Here is a 21036-nt window from a genome sequence, read left to right as displayed (position 1 = left end):
TCAGATCTCGATCATCTCGAAATCGGACTTACCGGCCCCGCACTCCGGGCAGGCAAAGTCATCGGGAATGTCCTCCCAGCGCGTACCGGGCTCGATGCCCTCATCGGGCAGTCCGTCTTCCTCTTCGTAGATCCAGCCACAGACCACACACATCCACGAGCGATATTCCATCGCGCTAACCTCCATCAAGTATTGTTTAACCCTGCAAGCGTAAAGACCGTACCGGGGACTGGAAAGTGCAACCGATCAATCCATCGGGACGCGCACGACACTGGTGTCGATCCCGCCGTCGGCGCGCAGATCCAGCCAGCGAAACCCGGGCGCGCCGGGGTCGGTGGTAAAGCGTTCGGCACCGGCGAGGAACTGGGCGGCGGTCGCGGGCGTGGTGAGCATGCGGCACCCGTGCCGGCGAGCGCTGGACGCCGTATGCACGTGCCCGCTAAGCACCGCACGAATGCGCGGATCCGCGTCGATCCGTTGCAACAGCGGCTCGGGCTGTTCGAGGCCAAGGGCGTCGAGCCAGGGCGTCCCCACCGGGACCGGCGGGTGATGCACGGCGATCAGGCACCAGGGCGTTGTCATTGCCGCCAGCGCCGCGTCCAGCGCGACCAGCTCATCGTCGGCGAGCGCCCCGGTCACCCGGCCGGGCTGGAGCGAGTCGAGCCCGATCAGCGTCCAGTCCCCCACCACCAGTGTGCGCGCGGCACTGATCGGACCGCTCGCGAACACCGACCCTAGCGCCTCGCGGTCATCATGGTTGCCGGGGATGACCCGACCCGGGCGCTCGAGCGCCCCCAGCGCCGAGTGCAGCCGCTGGTACGCGGCGAGCGTGCCGTCATGGACCAGGTCGCCGCTGTGCAGAATCGCCTGCGCATCGGCAAGCCAGGGCGACAGGGCGGCCAGGACCGCCCGGAACCGCCGCTCCGGTACAACGCCGGCATGGACCGCGTCGGGATCGGCGTAGAGATGGGTGTCGGTGATCTGCAGCAGCCGGGGGCCGTTGAGCGGGGCGACACTCATGTCCCGCCGTCCCCGACCACCCACAGCTGGCTGAACCAGAAAAAGCGTCCATCGGCATCCGGCGCCGTGCAGTTATAACGACTGCGACCGACCGGCAGATCGGCCTCGCCTTTCACCACGAAGCGTCCGTCGGCCCCCTGTTGCTCCGGCGTCAGGCGCTCGCCCTCGTAGTAGCAGGCCATCTGGCTCGTTCGCATGTCGGTGTTCGGCGCCAGTGCCAGGGACAGGCGAGGCGCCGCCCGCTCCATGCGGACCGGATCCAGCGGTGTCTGCGCGGTGACCGGCATCGCCCGCGATCGGACCTTGACCGCGAACCCGTCGAGATCACTGTAGCGCTCGTTGAACGAGAACCGCGGCAGCGCAAGGTAATTGGCATGCAGGCCAATGGCCCCGGACTGCTGGCCGAACGCCACGAAGCCGAGCTCGGCGACCTGGTCCATGAGTTCGAGGCTGTACTCGCCATAGGGATAGGCCAGCAGCGGGGGTGACTGGTGAACCGCGTCACCGAGCTCTTCGCGCAACCGGGCCTGAGCCGCGGTCAGATCGGCTCGAATCCGATTGCGCCACTGGGGCCGCGTCTCGCCCTCGCGCCGGAAAAACAGGGCATTGTGGGATTGCGAGTGGTTGCCGAAGCGTACCCCGTCAGCGGCCAGCTCGCGCATTCGATCCCAATCCATGTGGCCGGCCATGCCGGCATCCACCGGCCCGGTATTAACGAATACCGTGTAAGGCCAGCCGCGTTCGGTCAAAAGCCCATGCGCGGTGTCACCGACGCTGCGATAGCCGTCATCGAAGGTAATGGCGACGGTGCGTGGCGGCAGCGACTCGCCAAGCTCCATGGCCTCGACCACGCGGGCCAGTGGCACGACCTCGAAGTCGTTGGCCTGCAGGTAATCGAGATGGGCCCGGAACTGGGCCGTGGTGATATTGGTGGCGGGATGGTCCGAGTTGCCGACCCGGTGGTACATCAGCACCGATGCCACGGTCTCCGGCGCCGCGGCCGGGGGGTCCGCCGCCAGCGCCGGCGCCGGCGCACCAGCGACCCCCACCACCAGCGCCAGCAGCGCCGTCAGCCGGGTTCCGGCACGCCGACGGGGCCGATCAGAACTGCAGGTTGAAACCGGCAAAGACGCCATCATCGAAATCCCGATCCGGACCGGCGTTGTCGTAGCTCAGCTCGATGTTCCGATAACCGAGGTAGACATTGGCGTCCTCGAGCACCTGGAACTCACCGCGCAGGGAGTATTCCTGGTAGCCATCGATGTCGCTGACCGACGTCGCGGACGGGGCAAAATAAAGTCCACCCGCCACGGCGGCACGGTTGTAGACCGGCAGCGTCCAGCGCGCCTTCGCACCCAGTGCCAGGGCGGCCCCGGTGGCGTTACGCGGGTCCTCGTTAATGATCGTCGCCTTGCCGCCGATCCCCAGTACCAGCGCGTCACGGCCAGGCTGCGGGCGGTCGACGAGGTGCAGCTCCGCCTCGGCGATTTCGCCGTTGTCATTGTGATGCATAAAGGCCGCACCGGCTTCCAGCCCCTCGGGCGGCAGTGTCCGGATGTAACCCAGCTGCGCGGCATCACTGCTGACGTTGACATCAATCGTGTCGGCGGCCGCCGGCAGTGTCAGCGCCACTCCGATCAGCACACCCAGGGTCGCGTTGCGCATCATCATCGATTCCGTTCCTCGGCTTGATTGTTGTGGGTCAAATGATACACCGACAGTGCCTGCTGGGCATGGCCCCGTGATGGTCGTCGGCCGGCCGGAGTGGGATAATCGGGACATGGAAATCATCAGCGCCATTCAACAGCGACTCGGCGAGGAAGCGGTCATCACGCCGGGCCCCGGCATGGACCCCTACCTCACCGAACGCCGCGGCCTGTTCGCCGGCAATCGTGCACGGGCAGTGGTCCGCCCCGCCGACACCGAGGCGGTCGCCACCGTTATGCAAATGGCGACCGAGCATGGCGTCGGTGTCGTCCCCCGGGGCGGAAACACCGGCCTGTGCGGCGGTGCCGCGGCCGACGATAACGCCGACGTTATCCTGCTCTCGCTGGAGCGGCTCAATCGCATCCGTCGCGTGGACGCCGACAACTTCACCCTGACCGCCGAGGCCGGCTGCCTGCTGAGTGATCTCCAGGCCGCCGCCGCGGGGGCGGAGCGGTTGTTTCCGCTGAGCTACGCGGCCGAGAACGATTGCCAGATCGGCGGCAACCTCGCCACCAATGCCGGCGGGATGAACGTCCTGCGCTACGGCAATGCCCGGGATCTGGCGCTGGGGCTGGAAGTAGTGCTTGCCGACGGCCGTATCTGGGACGGGCTGCGAGGCCTGCGCAAAGACAACAGCGGCTATGACCTGAAGGATCTGTTCATCGGTGCCGAGGGAACACTGGGGATCATCACCGCCGCCACCCTGAAGCTCTTCCCGCCGGTCCGCGAGCGCGCCACGGCAATCGTCGGTCTCAACAGCGCCGCCGCGGCGGTGTCGCTATTCGGCCGACTGCGCGCCGACAGCGGTGACACTATCACCAGCTGCGAGCTGATGGGACGCGAGCCGCTATCGCTCGCCATCGCCCATGGCACGGGCTGCGCGGAGCCGCTGACCACATCCTATCCCTGGTATCTGCTCATCGATCTCACCAGCAGTGCCCGCGACGCGGCGCTGGATCGGCGCCTCGAAGACGCCCTGTCAGGGACGGCGGAGGGTATCGGGGATTACCGCATTGCCACCGATTCGACGATGGCGGCGGATTTCTGGCGCCTGCGTAACAGCATCCCCGGCGCACAGAAGGGCGCCGGTGCCAGCATCAAGAACGATGTCTCCGTGCCCGTGGCCGATATCCCGGCCTTTATCGAGGCCGCGAGCGCCGCCGTAATCGAGGCCTGCCCGGGGGTCCGGCCCTGCCCCTTCGGCCATATCGGCGACGGCAACATCCACTTCAACCTGACCCGGCCAACGACCATGACCGACGCGGCCTTTCTGGAACAGTGGGCCCCGCTGACTCGCCGGGTCCACGACATCGCCATGGCCTACTCGGGATCCTTCGCGGCCGAACACGGGGTGGGTCAGCTCAAGCCGGGAGAAGTGGCGCGGTTGAAGTCGCCGGTGGAGCAGGACCTGATGCGCCGGCTCAAAACGGCCTTCGATCCCGACGACCGGCTCAACCCCGGCAAGGTCGTCCCGCCCATCGGCCGCCCGCCGTCAGCCGGATGATTGCCGACGCCGCATCAGGCGGGCGGCATAGAAGCTGCCCACCGCCGGCGCGAAGGTCAGCGCGGTGGTCAACCAGATAACGGCGTTGGCCGGGTCGAGGAGCAGATCGATGGCCGCCGGGCCGACCTTCATCCACAGGGCGCCGACGCCGATCAGCACGATATTCAGGGCAATCGCCAGAAACACCCAGCCCAGCGTCCGGAACAGTCGGGGCAGATCACTCACGGGGCCGCATCCTCCAGTTCCGCCACCACCGGGTCGCCGAGCGCGATATGTCCGGGCTCGAGCACCTGCGCGATGATCCCGCCATGACCGCGCATGGCGTTATAGCCACCCACGCCCAGCGACTGCTCCATGAACGAACAGGGATCGCAGGTGCCGGTCCCCTCGAGCAGCACGCCTCCCACCCGGAAACGCTCGCCGCGCAGGGCGTAGACATTGATGCCGCTGACAACCAGGTTGCGCCGGGTAATCGCCGGATCAATGCTCGAATGCCCCGCCAGCGCCGCGATCACCGGCAGATGCTCGGCCTGGATGAGCGTTACCGCGCGCGTCCCGCTGCGGCCCGCGTAGCGATCACCCACCAGGCCGGTGGCGTTCACCTCGGCCGTCGCGGGCTTTTCGATCGGTGCATGACGCGCCGGCCGCAACCCGATCCAGTCGAGTTGTCCCGCTCGCGGGTACTGGCTCATCAGCAGGCGCATGGTGGTTTGCATGGCGGGACTATAACCCGTTTCCCGGGGCATCGTGCAGCCTGTTAATCTCCGGTTTCCACTCGCGAGGAACGAACCATGAAGCGCACCGCACGCATTCTCCTGCTGATCACCGCCACCGCCCTGCTCGCCGCCTGCAGCCAGGGCACCCAGAACCTGCGCCTTTCACCTGAACCACCGGCCACCGAGAGTATCGCCGGCGGCAACCAGGATGTCGGCCTGGAGGTAACCGATCGCCGCAGCCAGTCCGACCTGGGTGTCCTCGAGAACCCGAACCGCAGCATTGTCCGGCTCGTTCCGTCCCAGGATCTGGCCTACACCGTCCAGCTGGCCGCCGCCGAGGGGCTGCGCGGTTACGGATTCACCCCGCGGCTCTGGGATGAAGACCGGCAGCCGCGACTCGAGATCGCCATCGAGACCCTCCGCCACGATGTCGCCGTGGGCGTTCCCTACGATCTCACCACCCGGATCAGGCTGAGCGCCGTTGCCTTTGCCGGTGGCGAGCGCTTTACCAGCCAGGCCCAGACCACCAAGACCGCGCAGCGCGCGCTGCCCCCCAACGCCGAGGCGAATGCCGAGGTGGTCAATGCCGCGATCAGCGAGGCCCTGGAGCGACTGCTGAACGGTGAGCTCGCGGCATTCCTCGCGGGTCGTGGCTGATGCGCCGGGCATGAGCGCGGCACCGCCCATCACAGCGACACTCCCCGAGCCACGGGCCGACTGGGCGCTTTTCCTCGATTTCGACGGCACGCTGGTGGAAATCGCCGAGCGGCCGGACCAGGTTGTCGTCCCGGCCCGGTTGCGCCCATTGCTCGGCGCGCTCACCGAGGCGCTCGGGGGCGCGGTCGCCATTATCTCGGGGCGTCATCTCGACGGACTCGACGCGCTACTGGGATCGACCCGGCCGGCCCTGGCCGGCCTGCACGGGCTCGAGCGACGAAGCCGGGACGGCCGCATCCATCGCCCGCCGGACCATGGTGATCAGCTCGACGGACTGCGCAAGGCGATGCACGCATTCGCCCGCCAGCACCCGGGGGCGATCGTGGAGGACAAGGGCAGTGCCCTCGCCCTCCATTACCGCAGCGATCCGGCGCTCGAACATGCCGCCCGGGCACTGATCGAGCACCATTGCGAGTCTCTCGGCGACGCGTTCCGGCTGCAGTCGGGCAAACAGGTCCTCGAGGTCGGGCCCGCCGGGCACGACAAGGGAACCGTGATCGAGGCCTTCATGACCGAGGCGCCGTTCCAGGGCCGCACGCCGGTCTGTCTCGGCGACGATGTCACCGACGAGGACGCCTTCGCAGCTATCAACCGGCTCGGCGGCCACGCCATCCGCGTAGGCACTGACCGGCCCACCGCCGCCGGCTATGAACTGGCATCCGTTAACGAGGCTTACCAATGGCTGAATCGCCTGGCACGGCAGCTCCAGCCGCGCCACTGAACCTGGAACTGGGGCTTATCGGCAACGGCCAGATCGCCGGGCTGATCGATCCGCTCGGCCGACTGGTCTGGTCCTGTCTGCCGCGGTTCGACGCCGAGCCCGCCTTTGCGCGGCTCATCGACGATGCCGATCGCGGCCACTTCAGCATCGAGCTCCGGGATCAGTGCGCCGCCACACAGTTCTATCATCACAATACGGCGGTGCTGTGCACCGAGCTCACCGATCGCTACGGCGCCGTGCTGCGGATCATTGATTTCTGCCCGCGATTCCGCCAGTACGGGCGCACCTATCGCCCGGTCATGATGCTCCGCCGCCTCGAGGCCGTTCGCGGCCATCCGGTGATCCGCACCCGGCTGCGACCGCTGAGCGGTTGGGACGGAAGCGCGCCCGCCAGGACGCGGGGCAGCAACCACGTGCGCTTTATCCGCACCGAACAGGTCCTGCGCGTCACCACCGATGCGCCGCTCACCCACGTCCTCGACGAGACACCGTTTGTCGTCGACGCGACCATGACCTTCGTCCTCGGCCCCGACGAAAGCGTCCAGGAATCGGTGGAGGCCATGGGGCGGCGGTTCCTCGAGTGTACCGAGGGCTACTGGCGGGACTGGACCCGCTCGCTCGCCATCCCGTTCGAATGGCAGCGGGCGGTGATCCGGGCCGCAATCACCCTCAAGCTCTCGGCCTACGAGGACACCGGCGCCGTGATCGCCGCTATCACCACCTCCATCCCCGAAGCGGCGAACAGCGGCCGCAACTGGGACTATCGATACTGCTGGCTGCGGGATGCCTACTTCACCGTCCACGCACTCAATCGCCTGGGTGCCACCCGCACCATGGAGGGGTTCCTGCGCTACATCATCAATCTTGTCGCCGGCAGCGGCGATCACCGCCTGCAACCGCTCTACGGCATCGGCGGCGAGCGCCGCATCGAGGAGACCAGCGCCGATGCGCTCGGCGGTTACCGCGGCATGGGCCCGGTCCGCGTCGGCAACGCGGCTTATCACCAGGTCCAGCACGACGTCTACGGCACCGTCATCCTCGCCGCTACCCAGGCGTTTTTCGACGAGCGCCTCGAGCGGCCGGGCGATCAATCGCTCTACCAGCGACTCTGCGCCCTCGGCGAGGAGGCCGTCCGGCACTACGATCAACCCGACGCCGGGATCTGGGAATACCGCGGCCGGGCCCGCGTTCACACCTACTCGGCAATGATGTGCTGGGCGGCCTGCGACCGGTTGCGTCGCATCGCCGGGCGGCTCGGACTGGATGCCGATGCCGCGTACTGGGCCGAACACGCCGCCACCATCCATGCCACCATCTGCCGCGAGGCCTGGAGCGAGACCCACACGGCCTTTGTCGAGAGCTTCGGCGGTGACAGCCTCGACGCCAGTCTGCTGCTGATGCACGAGCTGGGATTCCTCGCCGCCGACGACCCGCGGTTCATCGGCACGGTGGAAGCCATCGAGCAGCAGCTCCGGCGCGGCGATCACCTGTTCCGCTATGCCGCGGCGGATGATTTCGGCCGTCCGGAGAACGCCTTCAACATCTGCACCTTCTGGTTCATCGATGCGCTGCAGGCGATCGGTCGCGGCGACGAGGCGCGGCGTCTGTTCGAGAACATGCTCAGTCACCGCACCCGCCTCGGCCTGCTCTCCGAGGATCTCGATCCGGAACGCGGCGAGTTGTGGGGGAATTTCCCGCAGACCTACAGTATGGTCGGGCTGATCAACTCGGCGATGCACCTGAGTCACAGCTGGGAGGAGAGCCTTTGAGTCGACTGATCGTCGTTTCCAACCGCGTTCCGCTGCCCCAACCGGATCAGCCCCAGGCAGGCGGGCTCGCCGTGGTCCTCTCCGATGCCCTGTCCCGGCGCGGCGGGCTCTGGTTCGGCTGGTCGGGCCAGCTCACCGACTATCCCGCCTCCGGCCCCGACCATCTGCATCACGACGGGATCGACTACGCGACGATCCCGCTCACCCGCGCCGACTACGACGATTTCTATCTCGGTTACGCCAACGCCGTTATCTGGCCGGTGTTCCACTTCAATCTCGGGGCGATGGACTACCAGCGTCGGTATTCCCACGGCTATGCCCGGGTCAACGCCCGCTTCGCCGACCTCCTCGCGCCCCTGGTCGACCCCGACGACACGATCTGGATTCACGACTACCACCTGATGCCGCTGGCACGCGAGCTGCGCGAACGCGGCCTGCGCAACCGCATCGGCTTTTTCCTCCACATCCCGTTCCCCGACTACGACGTGCTCCGCGCCATGCCCGGCCACCGTGGGCTGCTCGAGGACCTGTGCCGGTTCGATCTGCTCGGGTTCCAGACCGACAACGACCGGCATTCCTTCGAGGAATCCGCGACCCGCGCCATCGGCGCGCTGGTGCGATCCTCCGGCCGCCTGCGCCATCGCAACCGCGATCTGCACACCGGTGTCTACCCAGTCGGGGTCGCAGTCGACGAACTCGCCGACCTGTCTGCCCGGACACTCACGACCCCGGCCGTCCAGCGGCTGCTCGACGGTCTCGGCGAGCGCGATCTGGTGATCGGTGTCGACCGGCTCGACTACTCGAAGGGCCTCGAGCAGCGTTTCCGGGCGTTCGAGTCGCTGCTCGAGGACTATCCGCACCGTCGCGGTCACACGGTGCTCATGCAGATTGCCAGTCCCTCGCGCGGCGATATCGCCGAATACGCCGAGCTGCGCCAGCGCCTGGAGGGCCTGAGCGGGCATATCAACGGCGCCTACGGCGACCTCGACTGGGCGCCGATCCACTATCTCAACCGCACCTTCGAACGCGGCGCGGTGATGGGGCTCTACCGAGCGGCCGGGGTCGGGGTGGTTACGCCGCTGCGCGACGGTATGAACCTCGTCGCCAAGGAGTTCGTCGCCAGCCAGGATCCCGACAACCCCGGTGTCCTGGTGCTGTCCGAGCTGGCCGGTGCCGCCGCCGAGCTGACCGACGCGATCCAGGTCAACCCCTACGACACCGATGCCATTGCCGCCGGGCTCAACCAGGCGCTGGCCATGCCGCTGCCCGAGCGCCGCCGCCGCTACCAACGCATGATGACGGTGCTGCGCGAGTGCGACATCGGCAGCTGGGAACAGCGACTTCTCGATGATCTTGGCGGCGAGCGCGACTGACCCGAACTCCGCCAGCGCGACACGCATCATCATGCACGTAGACATGGATGCGTTCTTTGCCTCGGTGGAGCTGAAACGCCAGCCCGCGCTCCGGGGACAGCCGGTGATCGTGGGCGGGCGCGGCGACCCGAACCGGCGCGGCGTGGTCTCCACGGCCACCTACGAGGCACGGGTATTCGGCATCCACTCGGGCATGCCCCTGCGCACCGCCGCCCGGCTGTGCCCCGATGCGGTGTTTCTGCCCGTGGACTTCCCCGCGTATCACGAGGCCTCGGCCCGGGTCTTCGACTGCCTCGCCGAGGTCAGTGAATATCTCCAGCCCGTCGGCCTCGATGAGGCCTATCTCGATATCAGCGCACGGGATGATGACCCGCTCGTTATCGGTCGCCAGCTAAAGGCAACGATCCACGCCGCCACCGAGCTGGTCGCCTCGGTGGGTATCGGCCCCAATCGATTGCTGGCGAAAATCGCCTCGGACCTGGAAAAGCCCGACGGGCTCACCTGGCTGCGCCGCGGTGACGTACCCGAACGGGTCTGGCCGCTGCCGGTGCGGACCCTGCACGGCGTCGGCCCGCGAACCGCGGAACGCCTCGCCGACCTGGGGGTGGAGAGCGTCGGCGATCTCGCCGCGCTAAGCCCGGAACAGCTCACCGCCGAGTTCAGTCCGCGCCACGCGCAGTCACTGATGGAATCGGCGCAGGGCATTGATGAGCGACCCGTGCAGACCGAGCGCGTGCGCAAGTCCATCGGTCGCGAGCGGACCTTTCAGGCGGACTGCCGCAGTAGCGGACGCCTCGATCACGAGGCCCGGGCCATGCTGGAGGAGGTCTGTGAACGGCTAAGGGCGCGGCATCTGGGCGCCCGAACGGTGACCGTCAAGCTGCGCTATCGGGACTTCACCACGCACACCCGGTCGCGGAGCCTGTCCGGGCCGACGGACGAGATGGAGACACTGGCGGCGCTCGTCCACCAGTGCCTGTTCGCGCACCGGCTGCATCGCGCGGTGCGCCTGCTCGGGGTCCAGCTGTCCGGCCTCGTGGCGAGCGACAGCGATGAAGCCCCGGGGGCGGATTAAAGCCCCAGGTCGTCGCGGATCACCTCGACCGCGTCGCCATCGCCCGAGGCGGTGGTAACGCCGTCCAGCCAGCGATCGAGCAGCGCCGGGTTATCCGAGACCACCGACTGCGCGGCCTCGAGCGGTGACATGTCGTCGTTGATGACATGTCCGCCGGCCTTGCTCTGCTCCTCGACGGTATAGGCATACTGCTCGAGCAGTCGGCCGACATTGGTGCAGCGGTCGGTGTAGCCGGCGGTGGTGATGGTGTAGACCGTCGCCCCGCCCTGGTCGGGACCGAAGTACTCGGCACCGCCGGTGAGGTAGCGCATGTCGATGTTGATGTTCATCGGATGCGGCGCCCAGCCGAGGAACGTTACCCACTCCTCGCGCGGCACGGAGCGCTGCACCTGGGTGAGCATGCCGGCTTCAGAAGAGGACATAAGCTCCCAGTCGCCCAGTCCGAAGGCATCATCATCAATCATCGACTGGATGGCGGCGTTGCCGTCATTACCCGCCTCGATGCCGTAGATCCGGCCCTCGAAGCGCTCCTTGTGATCGTCGAGATCGGAGAAGTCGCGAACACCGGCCTCCCAGACGTACTCCGGTACTGCGAGGGTGTACTTGGCCCCCTCGAGGTTGGCGCTCAGCTGATCGATCTCACCGTCCTCGAGATAGGAGGCGATCATGCTCTTCTGGGTCGGCAGCCATAGCCCCAGGAACGCGTCACGCTGGCCGTCGGCGACGGACTGGAACGCGATCGGCACGGACGCGGTCGTCAGGTTGGTCTCGTAACCGAGCGTGTCGAGGAGGTATCCCATCATCTCGGACTTGATGGTCACACCGGTCCAGTTAACGTTGGCCAGGCCCACCGACTGGCAGCTCTCGGGCTCGCTCGCGGTGGCGTTCATGGCGGTCAGCGAGACCAGCGCGGCCCCGGCCAGGGTCGTGATCATTGGGGTTTTCATAAAAGCTCCAGAAGATTTCGGACTCGAATTGAGCACGCTCAAGCTGACCACAATGTTGATTGAGCGGTCAATCAATAACGCCTAGACTGGCGTCCACCAACCAGAGGAAACGGCTCATGGCGCGAAAAGGGATGGAGACAGTGCGCCGGCGGCAACTGATCGAGGCGACGCTGCAGGTAATCCACGATCAGGGACTGCAGGCGACCACGCTGGGCCGCGTCGGCCAGCAGGCGGGGATATCGCCCGGACTGGTGGCCCACTACTTCGGCGACAAGCGCCAGTTGCTTGCCGCGACGTACCTGTCGCTGGTTCGCTCGCTGGGGCGCGAGTACGGCAGCGCCCGCGCCGGCACGGCGATCGGCCTGCCCCGCGTCAGGGCCATCATCGACGCCAATTTCGCCGCCAGCCAGTCCGGCAAGGTCATCGTCAGCTCGTGGCTGTCGTTCTGGGCGCAGGTCAACCATGTGCCCGCCCTTGCGCGTATCCAGAACGTCGTCACCCGCCGGTTGCAGAGCAATCTCACGCACAACCTGGCGGCCTTTCTGCCCCGCCGCGACGCGATCGAGCTCGCCGAAGGCCTGGGGGTGATGATCGACGGCCTGTGGCTGCGGGCAAGCCTGCGTACCGGTGGCCTCGATGTCGATGCCGCCCGCGCCCAGGCGCACCGCTACCTCGATTCCGAACTCCATGCACTGACCGGAGACCAACATGCCCAACAATCCGCCTGACCGGCTGCTGTGGATCGACAACACCGCCGTCGACAGCCACCGCCAGCAACGCTTCGAGACCCTCAACCCGGCGACCGGCGCGGTCCTGGCACGGGTCGCCGAGGCCGATGCCAGTGACGTCGACGATGCCGTTCGCAGCGCCCGCGCGGCGCAGGTGGAGTGGGCCGCGCGCCCCGGCGTCGAGCGCGGCCGGATCCTGTCACGGGCCGCCGCCGCCGTGCGCGAGCACCGCGACGAGCTTGCCCGGCTGGAGTGCCTCGACGGCGGCAAACCCATCGCCGAAACCCCGGAGGCGGATGTCGACTCGGCGGCGGACTGCCTCGAGTACTTCGCCGGACAGGCGGCCAGCCTGCAGGGGGAATACCAGACGGTGGAGGGCGGTTTTTTCTATACCCGCCCCGAGCCGCTAGGGGTCTGCGGCGGCATCGGCGCCTGGAATTACCCGCTGCAGATCGCCGCCTGGAAGACCGCACCGGCACTCGCAGCCGGCAACGCCATGGTCTTCAAGCCCGCCGAGCTGACTCCGCTGTCGGCGCTACGACTCGCAGAGATTCTCGCCGAGGCGGGTCTGCCACCGGGGCTTTTCAACGTCGTCCAGGGCGCGGCGGAGACCGGCCAGGCACTGACCCGGCATCCGGATATCGACAAGATATCGCTGACCGGCGAGGTGGGCACCGGCAGGGCGGTGATGCGCGATGCCGCCGAGACCCTCAAGGCCGTCACGATGGAGCTAGGCGGCAAGTCGCCGCTGATCGTGTTCGATGATGCCGCACTCGACGATGCCGTCTCCGGCGCGCTGCTTGGCAACTTCTACACCCAGGGCGAGATCTGCACCAACGGCACCCGGGTCTATGTCCATACGTCGGTCATCGACGCCTTCATCGAGCGGGTCCTGGCCCGCACGCGGCGACTGCGGATCGGCGACCCGGCCGACCCCGCCACCGACATCGGGGCGCTGATCTCGCCGGCGCACCGCGATCATGTGCTCGATTTCATCCGCCGCGGCGAGGCCGCCGGCGCGCAGCGACTGATCGGCGGCGAGCCGGTCGCGGTTGATGGCTGCGACGGCGGCACGTTCCTGTCACCGGCGGTGTTCCGGGTGGAGGACGACGACTGCGTCATCGCCCGCGAGGAGATCTTCGGCCCGGTGATGACCATCCTGCCATTCGACGACGAGGCCGAGGTCATCCGCCGCGCCAACGACACACCCTACGGCCTCGCCGGCGGCGTGTTCACCAACGATCTGCGGCGTGCCCACCGGGTCGCCGCGGCGGTGAAGGCGGGGGTCATCTGGGTTAACCACTACAACCTGACCCCCATCGAGATGCCGTTCGGCGGCATGCGCCAGTCGGGGATCGGCCGCGAGAACAGCCGCCACGCCCTCGATCACTACAGCCAGCTGAAAAGCGTGTTCGTCGCCACCACCGGCGTCGATGCCCCCTACTGAGAACGGAAACCGCGTATGCAGACCGAAACCTTCGACTACATCATCATCGGTGCCGGATCGGCCGGCGCCGTGCTCGCCAGCCGCCTTACGGAGGATCCCGACTGCCGGGTCCTGCTGCTCGAGGCCGGACCCATGGATTACAGCCTGTGGATCCACATGCCATCGGCCTTCGACAAGCCCATGGGCAGCAAGCGCTACAACTGGGGCTATGCCACCGAGCCCGAACCGAGCATGGACAACCGCCGCATGGACTGCCCGCGCGGCCATGTCCTCGGGGGCTCGTCGTCCATCAACGGCATGGCCTACGTGCGCGGCAACGCGCTGGACTACGAGGGCTGGGCCGATGATTTCGGTCTCGAGGAATGGCGCTACTCGAAGGTACTGCCCTACTTCCGCCGCGCCGAGGCGTTCGACCAGGGCGGTAACGCCTATCACGGCGGCGACGGACCACTGCACGTCACCACCGGGGCCATGCGCAACCCGCTCTACCGGGCCTTCGTGGATGCCGGCGTGGCGGCGGGCTACCCCGAGACCGAGGACATGAACGGCTACCAGCAGGAAGGCTTCGGACCCATGTTCATGACCACGCACAATGGTGTGCGCTGGTCGACGGCCAACGCCTATCTGCGCCCCGCCATGCGGCGCGCCAACCTGACCGTGCGCACCCGGGCACTGACCGAGATCCTGTTGCTGGACGGTGATCGCGCCACCGGCGTGCGCTACCGCTATCGCGGCGAGACGCGCGAGGCCCGCACCGATCAGGAGGTCCTGCTCTGCGCGGGGGCGATCAATTCACCGCAGATCCTGATGCGCTCGGGGATCGGTCCCGCCACGACGCTGCAGGAGCTGGGCCTCGACGTCCGGCAGGATCTGCCTGGCGTGGGCGACAACCTCCAGGACCACCTCGAGGTCTACGTGCAGTATGCCTGTCGCGAGCCGATCACCCTGTTCAGTGCCCTCAAGCCCTGGAACCAGGCGCGGATCGGCATACAGTGGCTGACCACGCGCGGCGGACTGGGCGCCACCAACCATTTCGAATCGGGCGGCTTCATCCGCAGCGAGGCGGGCATCCCCTACCCCAACCTGCAGTACCACTTCATGCCCATCGCGCTCAGCTATGACGGGAGCGTCTCCGCCGACTGCCACGGCTTCCAGGCCCATGTCGGCCCCATGCGCCCGGAAAGCCGCGGCCGTGTCACCCTGGACAGCGCCGATCCGACCGCCGCTCCGCGGATCGTGTTCAACTACATGGCCACCGAGCGGGATCGCCGCGAGATGCGCGATGCCGTTCGCCTCACCCGCGAGGTGATCGAGCAGTCGCCCATGGACCGGTTCCGCGACCGGCCGCTGTCGCCCGGTCCCGAGGTACAGAGCGATGCGGATATCGATGCCTGGGTCCGCGCCCATGGCGAGAGCGCCTATCACCCCAGCGGCACCTGCCGCATGGGCAAAAGCGATGACGCCGAGGCGGTGGTTGACGGTGACGGCCGGGTGCATGGGGTTGCCGCCCTGCGGGTGATCGACGCATCGATCATGCCGCGGATCACCACCGGCAATCTGAACGCGCCCACGATCATGATCGCCGAGAAGCTCGCCGACCGTATCCGCGGCCGGGACAGCGAGTACGACCCCCAGCCCTGGTACGAGGCGGCGAACTGGCAGACGCACCAGCGCTGACTGCGACGTCCCCGAGTGGTCGGCCATGCCTGTCGGCCACATCGGGTAGTCCACTCAGTCACAACGGTCCGGTCTTCCTGCGTTACAATGTTGCTGTGCAACATGATCGCAGCAGGAGTATCACCCGATGACTGTCCGTAACCTCGACGCCCTCTTCAAGCCCCGCTCCATTGCCATTGTCGGCGCCAGCCGACGGCCCGGGTCCGTGGGTGCGGTGCTGGCACGCAACCTGTTCAACGGGGGCTTCGACGGGCCGATCATGCCGGTCAATCCCAAGCACCAGTCCATCGAGGGCGTGCTCAGCTACAAGGACATTGCCGATCTGCCCGTGACGCCGGACCTGGCGGTGGTCTGCACGCCGCCCAAGACGGTGCCGGACGTGGTCCGCCAGCTCGCCGAGCGCGGAACCCGTGGCGTCGTGGTGATCACCGCGGGCTTTGGCGAGGGCGATGACGCCGAGGGCATGGAACTGCGACAGCAGGCGCTGGATGCGGCGCGGCCATACCTGACGCGCATTATCGGCCCCAACTGCCTGGGCATCCTGGTGCCCGGCTTCGGCCTCAACGCGAGCTTCGCCCACCTGGCACCGCCCAAGGGGCGGCTCGCCTTCGTCACCCAGTCCGGCGCCATTGTCACCTCCGTGCTCGACTGGGCGGAGCGCCGCGGGATCGGCTTTTCGCACATGATCTCGCTCGGCGACATGGCCGATGTCGACTTTGGCGATACCATCGACTACCTCGCGAACGATCCCGACACCAAGGCCATCCTGCTCTACGCGGAGGCCATTACCGATGCCCGCAAGTTCATGTCGGCGGCCCGGGCGGCGGCGCGCATGAAACCCGTGATCGTGGTTAAGTCGGGCCGTCACGCGGCGAGCGCCCAGGCCGCGGCCTCGCACACCGGTGCCCTCGCGGGTTCGGACAAGGTCTACGATGCCGCCTTCCGGCGTGCCGGCATGCTGCGGGTGGACACCCTCGGCGAGTTGTTCGCGGCGGTGGAGACACTCGCCACCACCGGCACCCCGAATGGCGACCGGCTTGCGATCCTCACCAACGGTGGCGGGATCGGCGTGCTCGCCACCGATGCCCTGATCGGTCACGGCGGCGAACTGGCAACCCTGTCGGACGAGACGGTACAAGCCCTCAACGAGATACTGCCGCCGACCTGGTCGCACGGCAACCCAGTGGACATCATCGGCGACGCCCCCGGCAAGCGCTATGCCGATGCCCTGTCGATCATGGCGGACAGCGATGCGGCCGATGCCGTCCTCGTGCTGAACTGCCCCACCGCCATCTCCGACAGCATCGACGCCGCCGAGGCCGTCATCGCCGAGCAGGACCGGCAACAGACACGCCGGAGCCGCCGGGACAAGCAGCCAAAACTGCTCACCTGCTGGGTCGGTGAGCATACCGCGCAGCATGCCCGGCGGCGTTTCTCGGAGGCGGCGATTCCCAGCTACAACACCCCCGAGGCGGCCGTGCGCGCGTTCATGCACATGGTCGAGTACCGGCGTAACCAGGATCAGCTGCTGCAGACGCCACCCTCGGTGCCGGAGCTGTTCACACCGGATTACGAGACCGCCAATCGCCTGGTTGAACAGGCGGCCGCGGAAGACCGCGAGATACTGAGTGAGCCGGAGGCCAAGCAGCTGCTCGCCGCGTTCGGCATCGAGATCGTCTCCACCGAGGTCGCCGAGTCGCCGGCAGCGGCGGCGGCCGCCGCCGATCGACTGGGTTATCCGGCGGCGATCAAGATCCTCTCCAGGGACATCACGCACAAGAGCGATGTCGGTGGCGTGGCGCTCGATCTCGACGATGCCGACGCGGTTCACCGCGCCGCGGAGGCCATGCAGCGCCGGGTCGCGGAGACCTATCCCAACGCCGATCTACAGGGTTTCAGCGTCCAGCCCATGGTCAAGCGGGCCGGGGCCTGGGAGCTGATCGCCGGGTTTACCGAGGATGCCCAGTTCGGGCCGGTGGTGCTGTTCGGTCAGGGGGGCACCGCCGTCGAGGTGATCCAGGACCAGTCCCTCGCCCTGCCGCCGCTCAACATGAAGCTCGCCAGCGACATGATCACCCGCACCCGGGTCTATCGCCAGCTCCAGGGCTATCGCGACCGCAAGCCCGCGGATATGGAGGCAATCGCCCTGACCCTGACCCGCATCGCGCAGATCGCCGCGGACATCTCGCGGATCAAGGAACTCGACATCAATCCGCTGCTGGCCTCCGCGGATGGCGTCGTGGCCCTTGATGCACGGATCCGGATCGGCGAGAACGGCACCGGGACCCGGCGGCTGGCCATCCGGCCCTATCCGCGCAAGCTGGAGAAAACGGTGGTCGCCGATGATGGCGTCGAGTACCTGCTCCGGCCGATCGTTCCCGAGGACGAGCCGGCACTGCACCGCGCCTTCGCCCATCTCACCCCGGAGCAGATCCGGCTGCGGTTTTTCGCGCCGATGAAGCAGATGAGCCACATGGCCGCGGCCCGGTTCACGCAGATCGACTACAACCGCGAGATGGCGCTGATCATCACCGACTCCGACAAGGTGCCGGGCGAAGCGGAGCTCTACGGCGCGGTGCACATCCACGCCGATCCGGACGACGAGAAGGCGGAGTACTCCATCATCGTGCGCCATGACCTGACCCGCCAGGGCCTCGGCCGGCTGTTGATGGAGCATGTCATCGACTATGCCCGCGATCGCGGCATTGGCGAGATCGAGGGCGATGTCCTGCGCGAGAACCAGGCCATGCTCACGCTCTGCAAAAACCTGGGCTTCAGTCAGCACACCGATGCCGACGATCGCGACATCATGCGGGTCACCCTGCCGCTTCAATCCGGCGCCGTTAGCGGTACTTCATGATCTCCATGAGCTCATCGACGATGACGTCGGCATCACCGCGCTCGCGGGCGCTGGTGACGTGATGGTGGAGGTGGCTGCGCAGGACTGTATCGCCCACCTTCTCCAGCGCGCCGTCGACCGCCTTCAGCTGCCGTAGCACGTCCACGCAGTAGACATCCTCGCGCTCGAGCATGCGCACGATTCCCTCCACGTGGCCACGGATCGAGGCCAGTCGCTGGCGGGCCGCATCGCGGACCGCCGGGTCCAGGGCAAGATGGCAGTCTTCGGTGGAGTCGCTCATAATCCGGTCTCCGTTACCGCTGGCGATGGCTGGAACCGCCGCAGGCGCAGTGAATTGGTCAGTACGAACAGGCTCGACAGGCTCATCGCCGCGGCCGCCGCCATGGGGTTGAGCAGCCAGCCGGTCAGCGGGAACAACAGCCCCGCCGCCACCGGGATCAGCAGCACGTTGTAGCCATAGGCCCAGATAAAGTTGCCCTTGATCGTGCGATGGGTCCGGCGCGCCAGCGCCACCGCGTTGAGCAGGCCATTGAGGTCGGCACGCATCAGCACCACATCGCCGGCCTCGATGGCCACGTCGGTGCCGGTACCGATGGCCATGCCCACATCCGCCCGGGCCAGGGCGGGGGCATCGTTGATGCCATCACCAACAAACGCCACTCGACGGCCCTCGCCCTGCAGGCGCTCGACCTCGCGGGCCTTGCCATCCGGGAGCACCCCGGCCATCACCTCGTCGATGCCCAGCTGTTTCGCCAGCGCATTGGCGGTCGCGGCCTCGTCACCGGTCACCATGGCCACGCGCAGGCCCTGACCGCGGAGTGCCGCGATCACGGCCCGGCTCTCCGGGCGCGGCGGATCGGCAACCGCCGCCACACCCAGCAGCTGGCCGTCGACGGCAGCAAAGATCGGCGTTTTCGCCGCCTGCATCAACTGCGCCGCCTCGGCCTGCACGGGGCCGGTCGCAACACCCAGCCACTCCATGTAATGGGCGGCACCGATGTGGACGTAACGCCCATCGACCATGGCGTGAACACCATACCCGGTGACCGCCTCGAAGTCGGTGGCCGTCGGCACGGCAAGCCCGCGTGACTCGGCGGCCGCGACCAGGGCCTGCCCCAGCGGATGCTCGCTGTGGGCCTCCACCGCGGCCATCAGCGCCAGTGCCTCGTCCTCGCCACCGGTCGGCACCACGAGGTCGGTGAGCTGCGGGCTGCCCAGGGTGAGGGTACCGGTCTTGTCCAGCACGATGGTGTCGGCCTGGGCCAGCGACTCCAGGGCGGCGCCGCGGCGCAGCAACAGGCCGTTTTCGGCCCCCTTGCCGGTCGCGACCATCACCGCCGTGGGCGTCGCGAGCCCCATCGCGCAGGGGCAGGCGATCAGCAGGACACTCACCGTGGCGACGAAGGCGTAGGAGAGCACCGGCTCAGGCCCGACCGTCAGCCAGATAGCAGCGGTCAGCAGGGCAATGACGAGCACCACCGGGACGAACACGCCGGCGATGCGATCCGCCATCTGCTGGATCGGCGGTTTCTCGGCCTGCGCCTTCTCGACCATGCCGATGATCTGCGCGAGGACCGTATCACCGCCCACCTCGGTCACGCTGGCGGTCAGCGAGCCCTGGCCGTTGACCGTCCCGGCCACGAGCCGATCCCCCGCCGCCTTGGCTACCGGGACCGGCTCGCCGGTGATCATCGACTCGTCCACCCGGGACTGGCCCTCGGTGATGGTGGCGTCCACCGGAATGCGCTCGCCCGGACGGACCATCACCGTCTCGCCCCACTCGACGCGGTCGATATCGACCTCGACGGCGCCCCCGTCACGGAGGACACGGGCGGTACGGGCCTGCATGCCGAGCAGGCGCTTGATGGCCATCGAGGTCCGGCCGCGGGCGATCTGCTCGAGATAGCGGCCGAGCAGGATCAGGGTGACGATTACACCGGCCGCCTCGAAGTAGCTACCCGCCGTGCCCGCCGGGAAGATCCCCGGCACGAACAGTGCCAGCAACGAATAGCCGTAGGCGGAACCCGCCCCGATCATCACGAGGCTGCTCATCGCCGGCGCACGATGGCGCATTTCCTTTACGCCCTTGCGAAAGAAATCCAGCCCGGCCCAGAACACGATGGGGGTGGCGAGCAGCCACTCCACGGCGATCCAGGCACGCTCCGGCAGCCACTGCCCGAACCAGGCGGCGCCGCCGGGTACATGTCGGCCCATGGCGATCACCACCAGGGGCAGCGCGAACGCCGCGGCGATGCCCACCCGCCGGCGCAGCTTCGCCTGTTCACGAGTGGCGGCATCATTACCGTCGTCCGCGGCAGCGGCGCCGTCATCCACCGTCTCGGCACCATAGCCCGCCGCCTCCACGGCGGCGATCATGTCACTCGCCGACACCGCGCCCGGCAGATAGTCCACCTGCGCGGTACTCATGCTCAGGTTGGCGGTGGCCTCGCGAACCCCCGGCAGGGCGTTGAGGGCGTTTTCGATATTGCGGATACAGCCCCCGCAGGTCACCCCGCTGAGTGCCAGTGTGAGCTCCTCATGTCGCGGCGGATAACCGGCATCATCGAGCTGGCTGCCGATCTGCGTCAGCCCCGCCGCCGGATCACTGCCCTCATCGAAGGTCACCTGTGCCTTCGCCGTCGACAGGTTGACGCTCGCGGTCTGCACCCCGGTCACCGACTGGATGGCCCGCTCGGCCCGGTTAACACAGGCCCCGCAGTTCAGCCCGGTCACTTCGAAATCGAATGCCTGTGCGGTCATGGGAACCTCGGTTGA

Annotated in this window: 19 protein-coding genes; 10 read left to right on the top strand and 9 right to left on the bottom strand. The window is 67.6% G+C overall.

Going from position 1 to position 21036, the window contains the following annotated elements:
• The 4 genes from EV698_RS09880 to EV698_RS09860 all read right to left on the bottom strand — a co-directional run bounded on the left by EV698_RS09880 (position 1) and on the right by EV698_RS09860 (position 2691).
• Positions 1-171: a rubredoxin gene (locus EV698_RS09880; protein WP_130503894.1), complete on the bottom strand. Its 171-nt coding sequence runs from the start codon at positions 169-171 to the stop codon at positions 1-3.
• Between the two features lie 75 nt (positions 172-246).
• On the bottom strand, positions 247-1020 hold the full coding sequence (locus EV698_RS09875) for a metallophosphoesterase (protein ID WP_130503893.1): 774 nt from the start codon (positions 1018-1020) through the stop codon (positions 247-249).
• A complete protein-coding gene (locus EV698_RS09870) occupies positions 1017-2156 on the bottom strand; it encodes a polysaccharide deacetylase family protein (RefSeq protein WP_207220523.1) in 1140 nt (379 codons plus the stop codon). The genes EV698_RS09875 and EV698_RS09870 overlap by 4 nt, the downstream gene beginning before the upstream one ends.
• A complete protein-coding gene (locus EV698_RS09860) occupies positions 2122-2691 on the bottom strand; it encodes a YfaZ family outer membrane protein (protein ID WP_165385774.1) in 570 nt (189 codons plus the stop codon). Before EV698_RS09860 ends, EV698_RS09870 begins: the two co-directional genes overlap by 35 nt.
• 109 nt (positions 2692-2800) lie before the next feature.
• Here EV698_RS09860 and EV698_RS09855 point away from each other — a divergent pair, with 109 nt between their 5' ends.
• On the top strand, positions 2801-4231 hold the full coding sequence (locus tag EV698_RS09855) for an FAD-binding oxidoreductase (RefSeq protein WP_130503890.1): 1431 nt from the start codon (positions 2801-2803) through the stop codon (positions 4229-4231).
• Here EV698_RS09855 and EV698_RS09850 read toward each other — a convergent pair.
• The gene (locus tag EV698_RS09850) at positions 4220-4456 is read right to left on the bottom strand and encodes a hypothetical protein (RefSeq protein ID WP_130503889.1); all 237 of its coding nucleotides are present in this window, start codon (positions 4454-4456) and stop codon (positions 4220-4222) included. The genes EV698_RS09855 and EV698_RS09850 overlap by 12 nt on opposite strands.
• Positions 4453-4947 carry an MOSC domain-containing protein gene (locus EV698_RS09845; protein WP_239016265.1) on the bottom strand — a complete coding sequence of 165 codons (495 nt, stop codon included), beginning with the start codon at positions 4945-4947 and terminating at the stop codon, positions 4453-4455. Before EV698_RS09845 ends, EV698_RS09850 begins: the two co-directional genes overlap by 4 nt.
• Positions 4948-5022: 75 nt before the next feature.
• Here EV698_RS09845 and EV698_RS09840 point away from each other — a divergent pair, with 75 nt between their 5' ends.
• Genes EV698_RS09840 through EV698_RS09820 form a run of 5 tightly spaced genes read left to right on the top strand, consistent with a single transcriptional unit; the run spans position 5023 to position 10602 of the window.
• Entirely contained in the window at positions 5023-5604 is a 582-nt protein-coding gene (locus tag EV698_RS09840; RefSeq protein WP_130503888.1) for a YajG family lipoprotein, read from the top strand.
• A complete protein-coding gene (gene otsB / locus EV698_RS09835; RefSeq protein ID WP_130503887.1) occupies positions 5570-6385 on the top strand; it encodes a trehalose-phosphatase in 816 nt (271 codons plus the stop codon). Before EV698_RS09840 ends, otsB begins: the two co-directional genes overlap by 35 nt.
• Entirely contained in the window at positions 6343-8154 is a 1812-nt protein-coding gene (locus EV698_RS09830; RefSeq protein ID WP_130503886.1) for a glycoside hydrolase family 15 protein, read from the top strand. The genes otsB and EV698_RS09830 overlap by 43 nt, the downstream gene beginning before the upstream one ends.
• Entirely contained in the window at positions 8151-9527 is a 1377-nt protein-coding gene (locus EV698_RS09825; protein ID WP_130503885.1) for an alpha,alpha-trehalose-phosphate synthase (UDP-forming), read from the top strand. The genes EV698_RS09830 and EV698_RS09825 overlap by 4 nt, the downstream gene beginning before the upstream one ends.
• Entirely contained in the window at positions 9502-10602 is a 1101-nt protein-coding gene (locus tag EV698_RS09820) for a DNA polymerase IV (protein ID WP_239016264.1), read from the top strand. The genes EV698_RS09825 and EV698_RS09820 overlap by 26 nt, the downstream gene beginning before the upstream one ends.
• On the opposite strand, the gene choX is transcribed toward EV698_RS09820, so the two are convergent.
• Positions 10599-11549 carry a choline ABC transporter substrate-binding protein gene (choX, locus tag EV698_RS09815; RefSeq protein WP_130503884.1) on the bottom strand — a complete coding sequence of 317 codons (951 nt, stop codon included), beginning with the start codon at positions 11547-11549 and terminating at the stop codon, positions 10599-10601. The two genes, EV698_RS09820 and choX, sit on opposite strands and share 4 nt — an antisense overlap.
• A gap of 116 nt (positions 11550-11665) precedes the next feature.
• Between choX and betI the strand changes: the two genes are divergently transcribed.
• The 4 genes from betI to EV698_RS09795 all read left to right on the top strand — a co-directional run bounded on the left by betI (position 11666) and on the right by EV698_RS09795 (position 18261).
• The gene (gene betI / locus EV698_RS09810) at positions 11666-12277 is read left to right on the top strand and encodes a transcriptional regulator BetI (RefSeq protein WP_130503883.1); all 612 of its coding nucleotides are present in this window, start codon (positions 11666-11668) and stop codon (positions 12275-12277) included.
• Positions 12258-13724 carry a betaine-aldehyde dehydrogenase gene (betB, locus tag EV698_RS09805; RefSeq protein WP_130503882.1) on the top strand — a complete coding sequence of 489 codons (1467 nt, stop codon included), beginning with the start codon at positions 12258-12260 and terminating at the stop codon, positions 13722-13724. The genes betI and betB overlap by 20 nt, the downstream gene beginning before the upstream one ends.
• A gap of 15 nt (positions 13725-13739) precedes the next feature.
• Positions 13740-15401 (top strand): choline dehydrogenase, encoded by a 1662-nt coding sequence (betA, locus tag EV698_RS09800; protein ID WP_130503881.1) that lies wholly within the window; start codon positions 13740-13742, stop codon positions 15399-15401.
• Between the two features lie 127 nt (positions 15402-15528).
• Positions 15529-18261 carry a bifunctional acetate--CoA ligase family protein/GNAT family N-acetyltransferase gene (locus tag EV698_RS09795; RefSeq protein ID WP_130503880.1) on the top strand — a complete coding sequence of 911 codons (2733 nt, stop codon included), beginning with the start codon at positions 15529-15531 and terminating at the stop codon, positions 18259-18261.
• Here EV698_RS09795 and EV698_RS09790 read toward each other — a convergent pair.
• Together EV698_RS09790 and EV698_RS09785 are read right to left on the bottom strand one after the other, a co-directional pair.
• Entirely contained in the window at positions 18245-18541 is a 297-nt protein-coding gene (locus EV698_RS09790) for a metal-sensitive transcriptional regulator (protein WP_130503879.1), read from the bottom strand. The two genes, EV698_RS09795 and EV698_RS09790, sit on opposite strands and share 17 nt — an antisense overlap.
• Entirely contained in the window at positions 18538-21021 is a 2484-nt protein-coding gene (locus EV698_RS09785; RefSeq protein ID WP_130503878.1) for a heavy metal translocating P-type ATPase, read from the bottom strand. The genes EV698_RS09790 and EV698_RS09785 overlap by 4 nt, the downstream gene beginning before the upstream one ends.
• Positions 21022-21036 lie beyond the last annotated feature (15 nt).

It is taken from the genome of Spiribacter vilamensis (assembly GCF_004217415.1).
Classification (GTDB): Bacteria; Pseudomonadota; Gammaproteobacteria; order Nitrococcales; family Nitrococcaceae; genus Spiribacter; species Spiribacter vilamensis.
The sequence above is the reverse complement of the archived record's forward strand: the minus strand, read 5'-3'. Positions and strand labels throughout refer to the sequence as shown.

Bases quoted from the DNA above. Each gene is read 5' to 3' on its own strand.
- EV698_RS09880 (WP_130503894.1), bottom strand. From the start codon at position 171: ATGGAATATCGCTCGTGGATGTGTGTGGTCTGTGGCTGGATCTACGAA.
- EV698_RS09875 (WP_130503893.1), bottom strand. From the start codon at position 1,020: ATGAGTGTCGCCCCGCTCAACGGCCCCCGGCTGCTGCAGATCACCGAC.
- EV698_RS09870 (WP_207220523.1), bottom strand. From the start codon at position 2,156: ATGGCGTCTTTGCCGGTTTCAACCTGCAGTTCTGATCGGCCCCGTCGG.
- EV698_RS09860 (WP_165385774.1), bottom strand. From the start codon at position 2,691: ATGATGATGCGCAACGCGACCCTGGGTGTGCTGATCGGAGTGGCGCTG.
- EV698_RS09855 (WP_130503890.1), top strand. From the start codon at position 2,801: ATGGAAATCATCAGCGCCATTCAACAGCGACTCGGCGAGGAAGCGGTC.
- EV698_RS09845 (WP_239016265.1), bottom strand. From the start codon at position 4,947: ATGCAAACCACCATGCGCCTGCTGATGAGCCAGTACCCGCGAGCGGGA.
- EV698_RS09840 (WP_130503888.1), top strand. From the start codon at position 5,023: ATGAAGCGCACCGCACGCATTCTCCTGCTGATCACCGCCACCGCCCTG.
- EV698_RS09830 (WP_130503886.1), top strand. From the start codon at position 6,343: ATGGCTGAATCGCCTGGCACGGCAGCTCCAGCCGCGCCACTGAACCTG.
- EV698_RS09820 (WP_239016264.1), top strand. From the start codon at position 9,502: ATGATCTTGGCGGCGAGCGCGACTGACCCGAACTCCGCCAGCGCGACA.
- choX (WP_130503884.1), bottom strand. From the start codon at position 11,549: ATGAAAACCCCAATGATCACGACCCTGGCCGGGGCCGCGCTGGTCTCG.
- betI (WP_130503883.1), top strand. From the start codon at position 11,666: ATGGCGCGAAAAGGGATGGAGACAGTGCGCCGGCGGCAACTGATCGAG.
- betB (WP_130503882.1), top strand. From the start codon at position 12,258: ATGCCCAACAATCCGCCTGACCGGCTGCTGTGGATCGACAACACCGCC.
- betA (WP_130503881.1), top strand. From the start codon at position 13,740: ATGCAGACCGAAACCTTCGACTACATCATCATCGGTGCCGGATCGGCC.
- EV698_RS09795 (WP_130503880.1), top strand. From the start codon at position 15,529: ATGACTGTCCGTAACCTCGACGCCCTCTTCAAGCCCCGCTCCATTGCC.
- EV698_RS09790 (WP_130503879.1), bottom strand. From the start codon at position 18,541: ATGAGCGACTCCACCGAAGACTGCCATCTTGCCCTGGACCCGGCGGTC.
- EV698_RS09785 (WP_130503878.1), bottom strand. From the start codon at position 21,021: ATGACCGCACAGGCATTCGATTTCGAAGTGACCGGGCTGAACTGCGGG.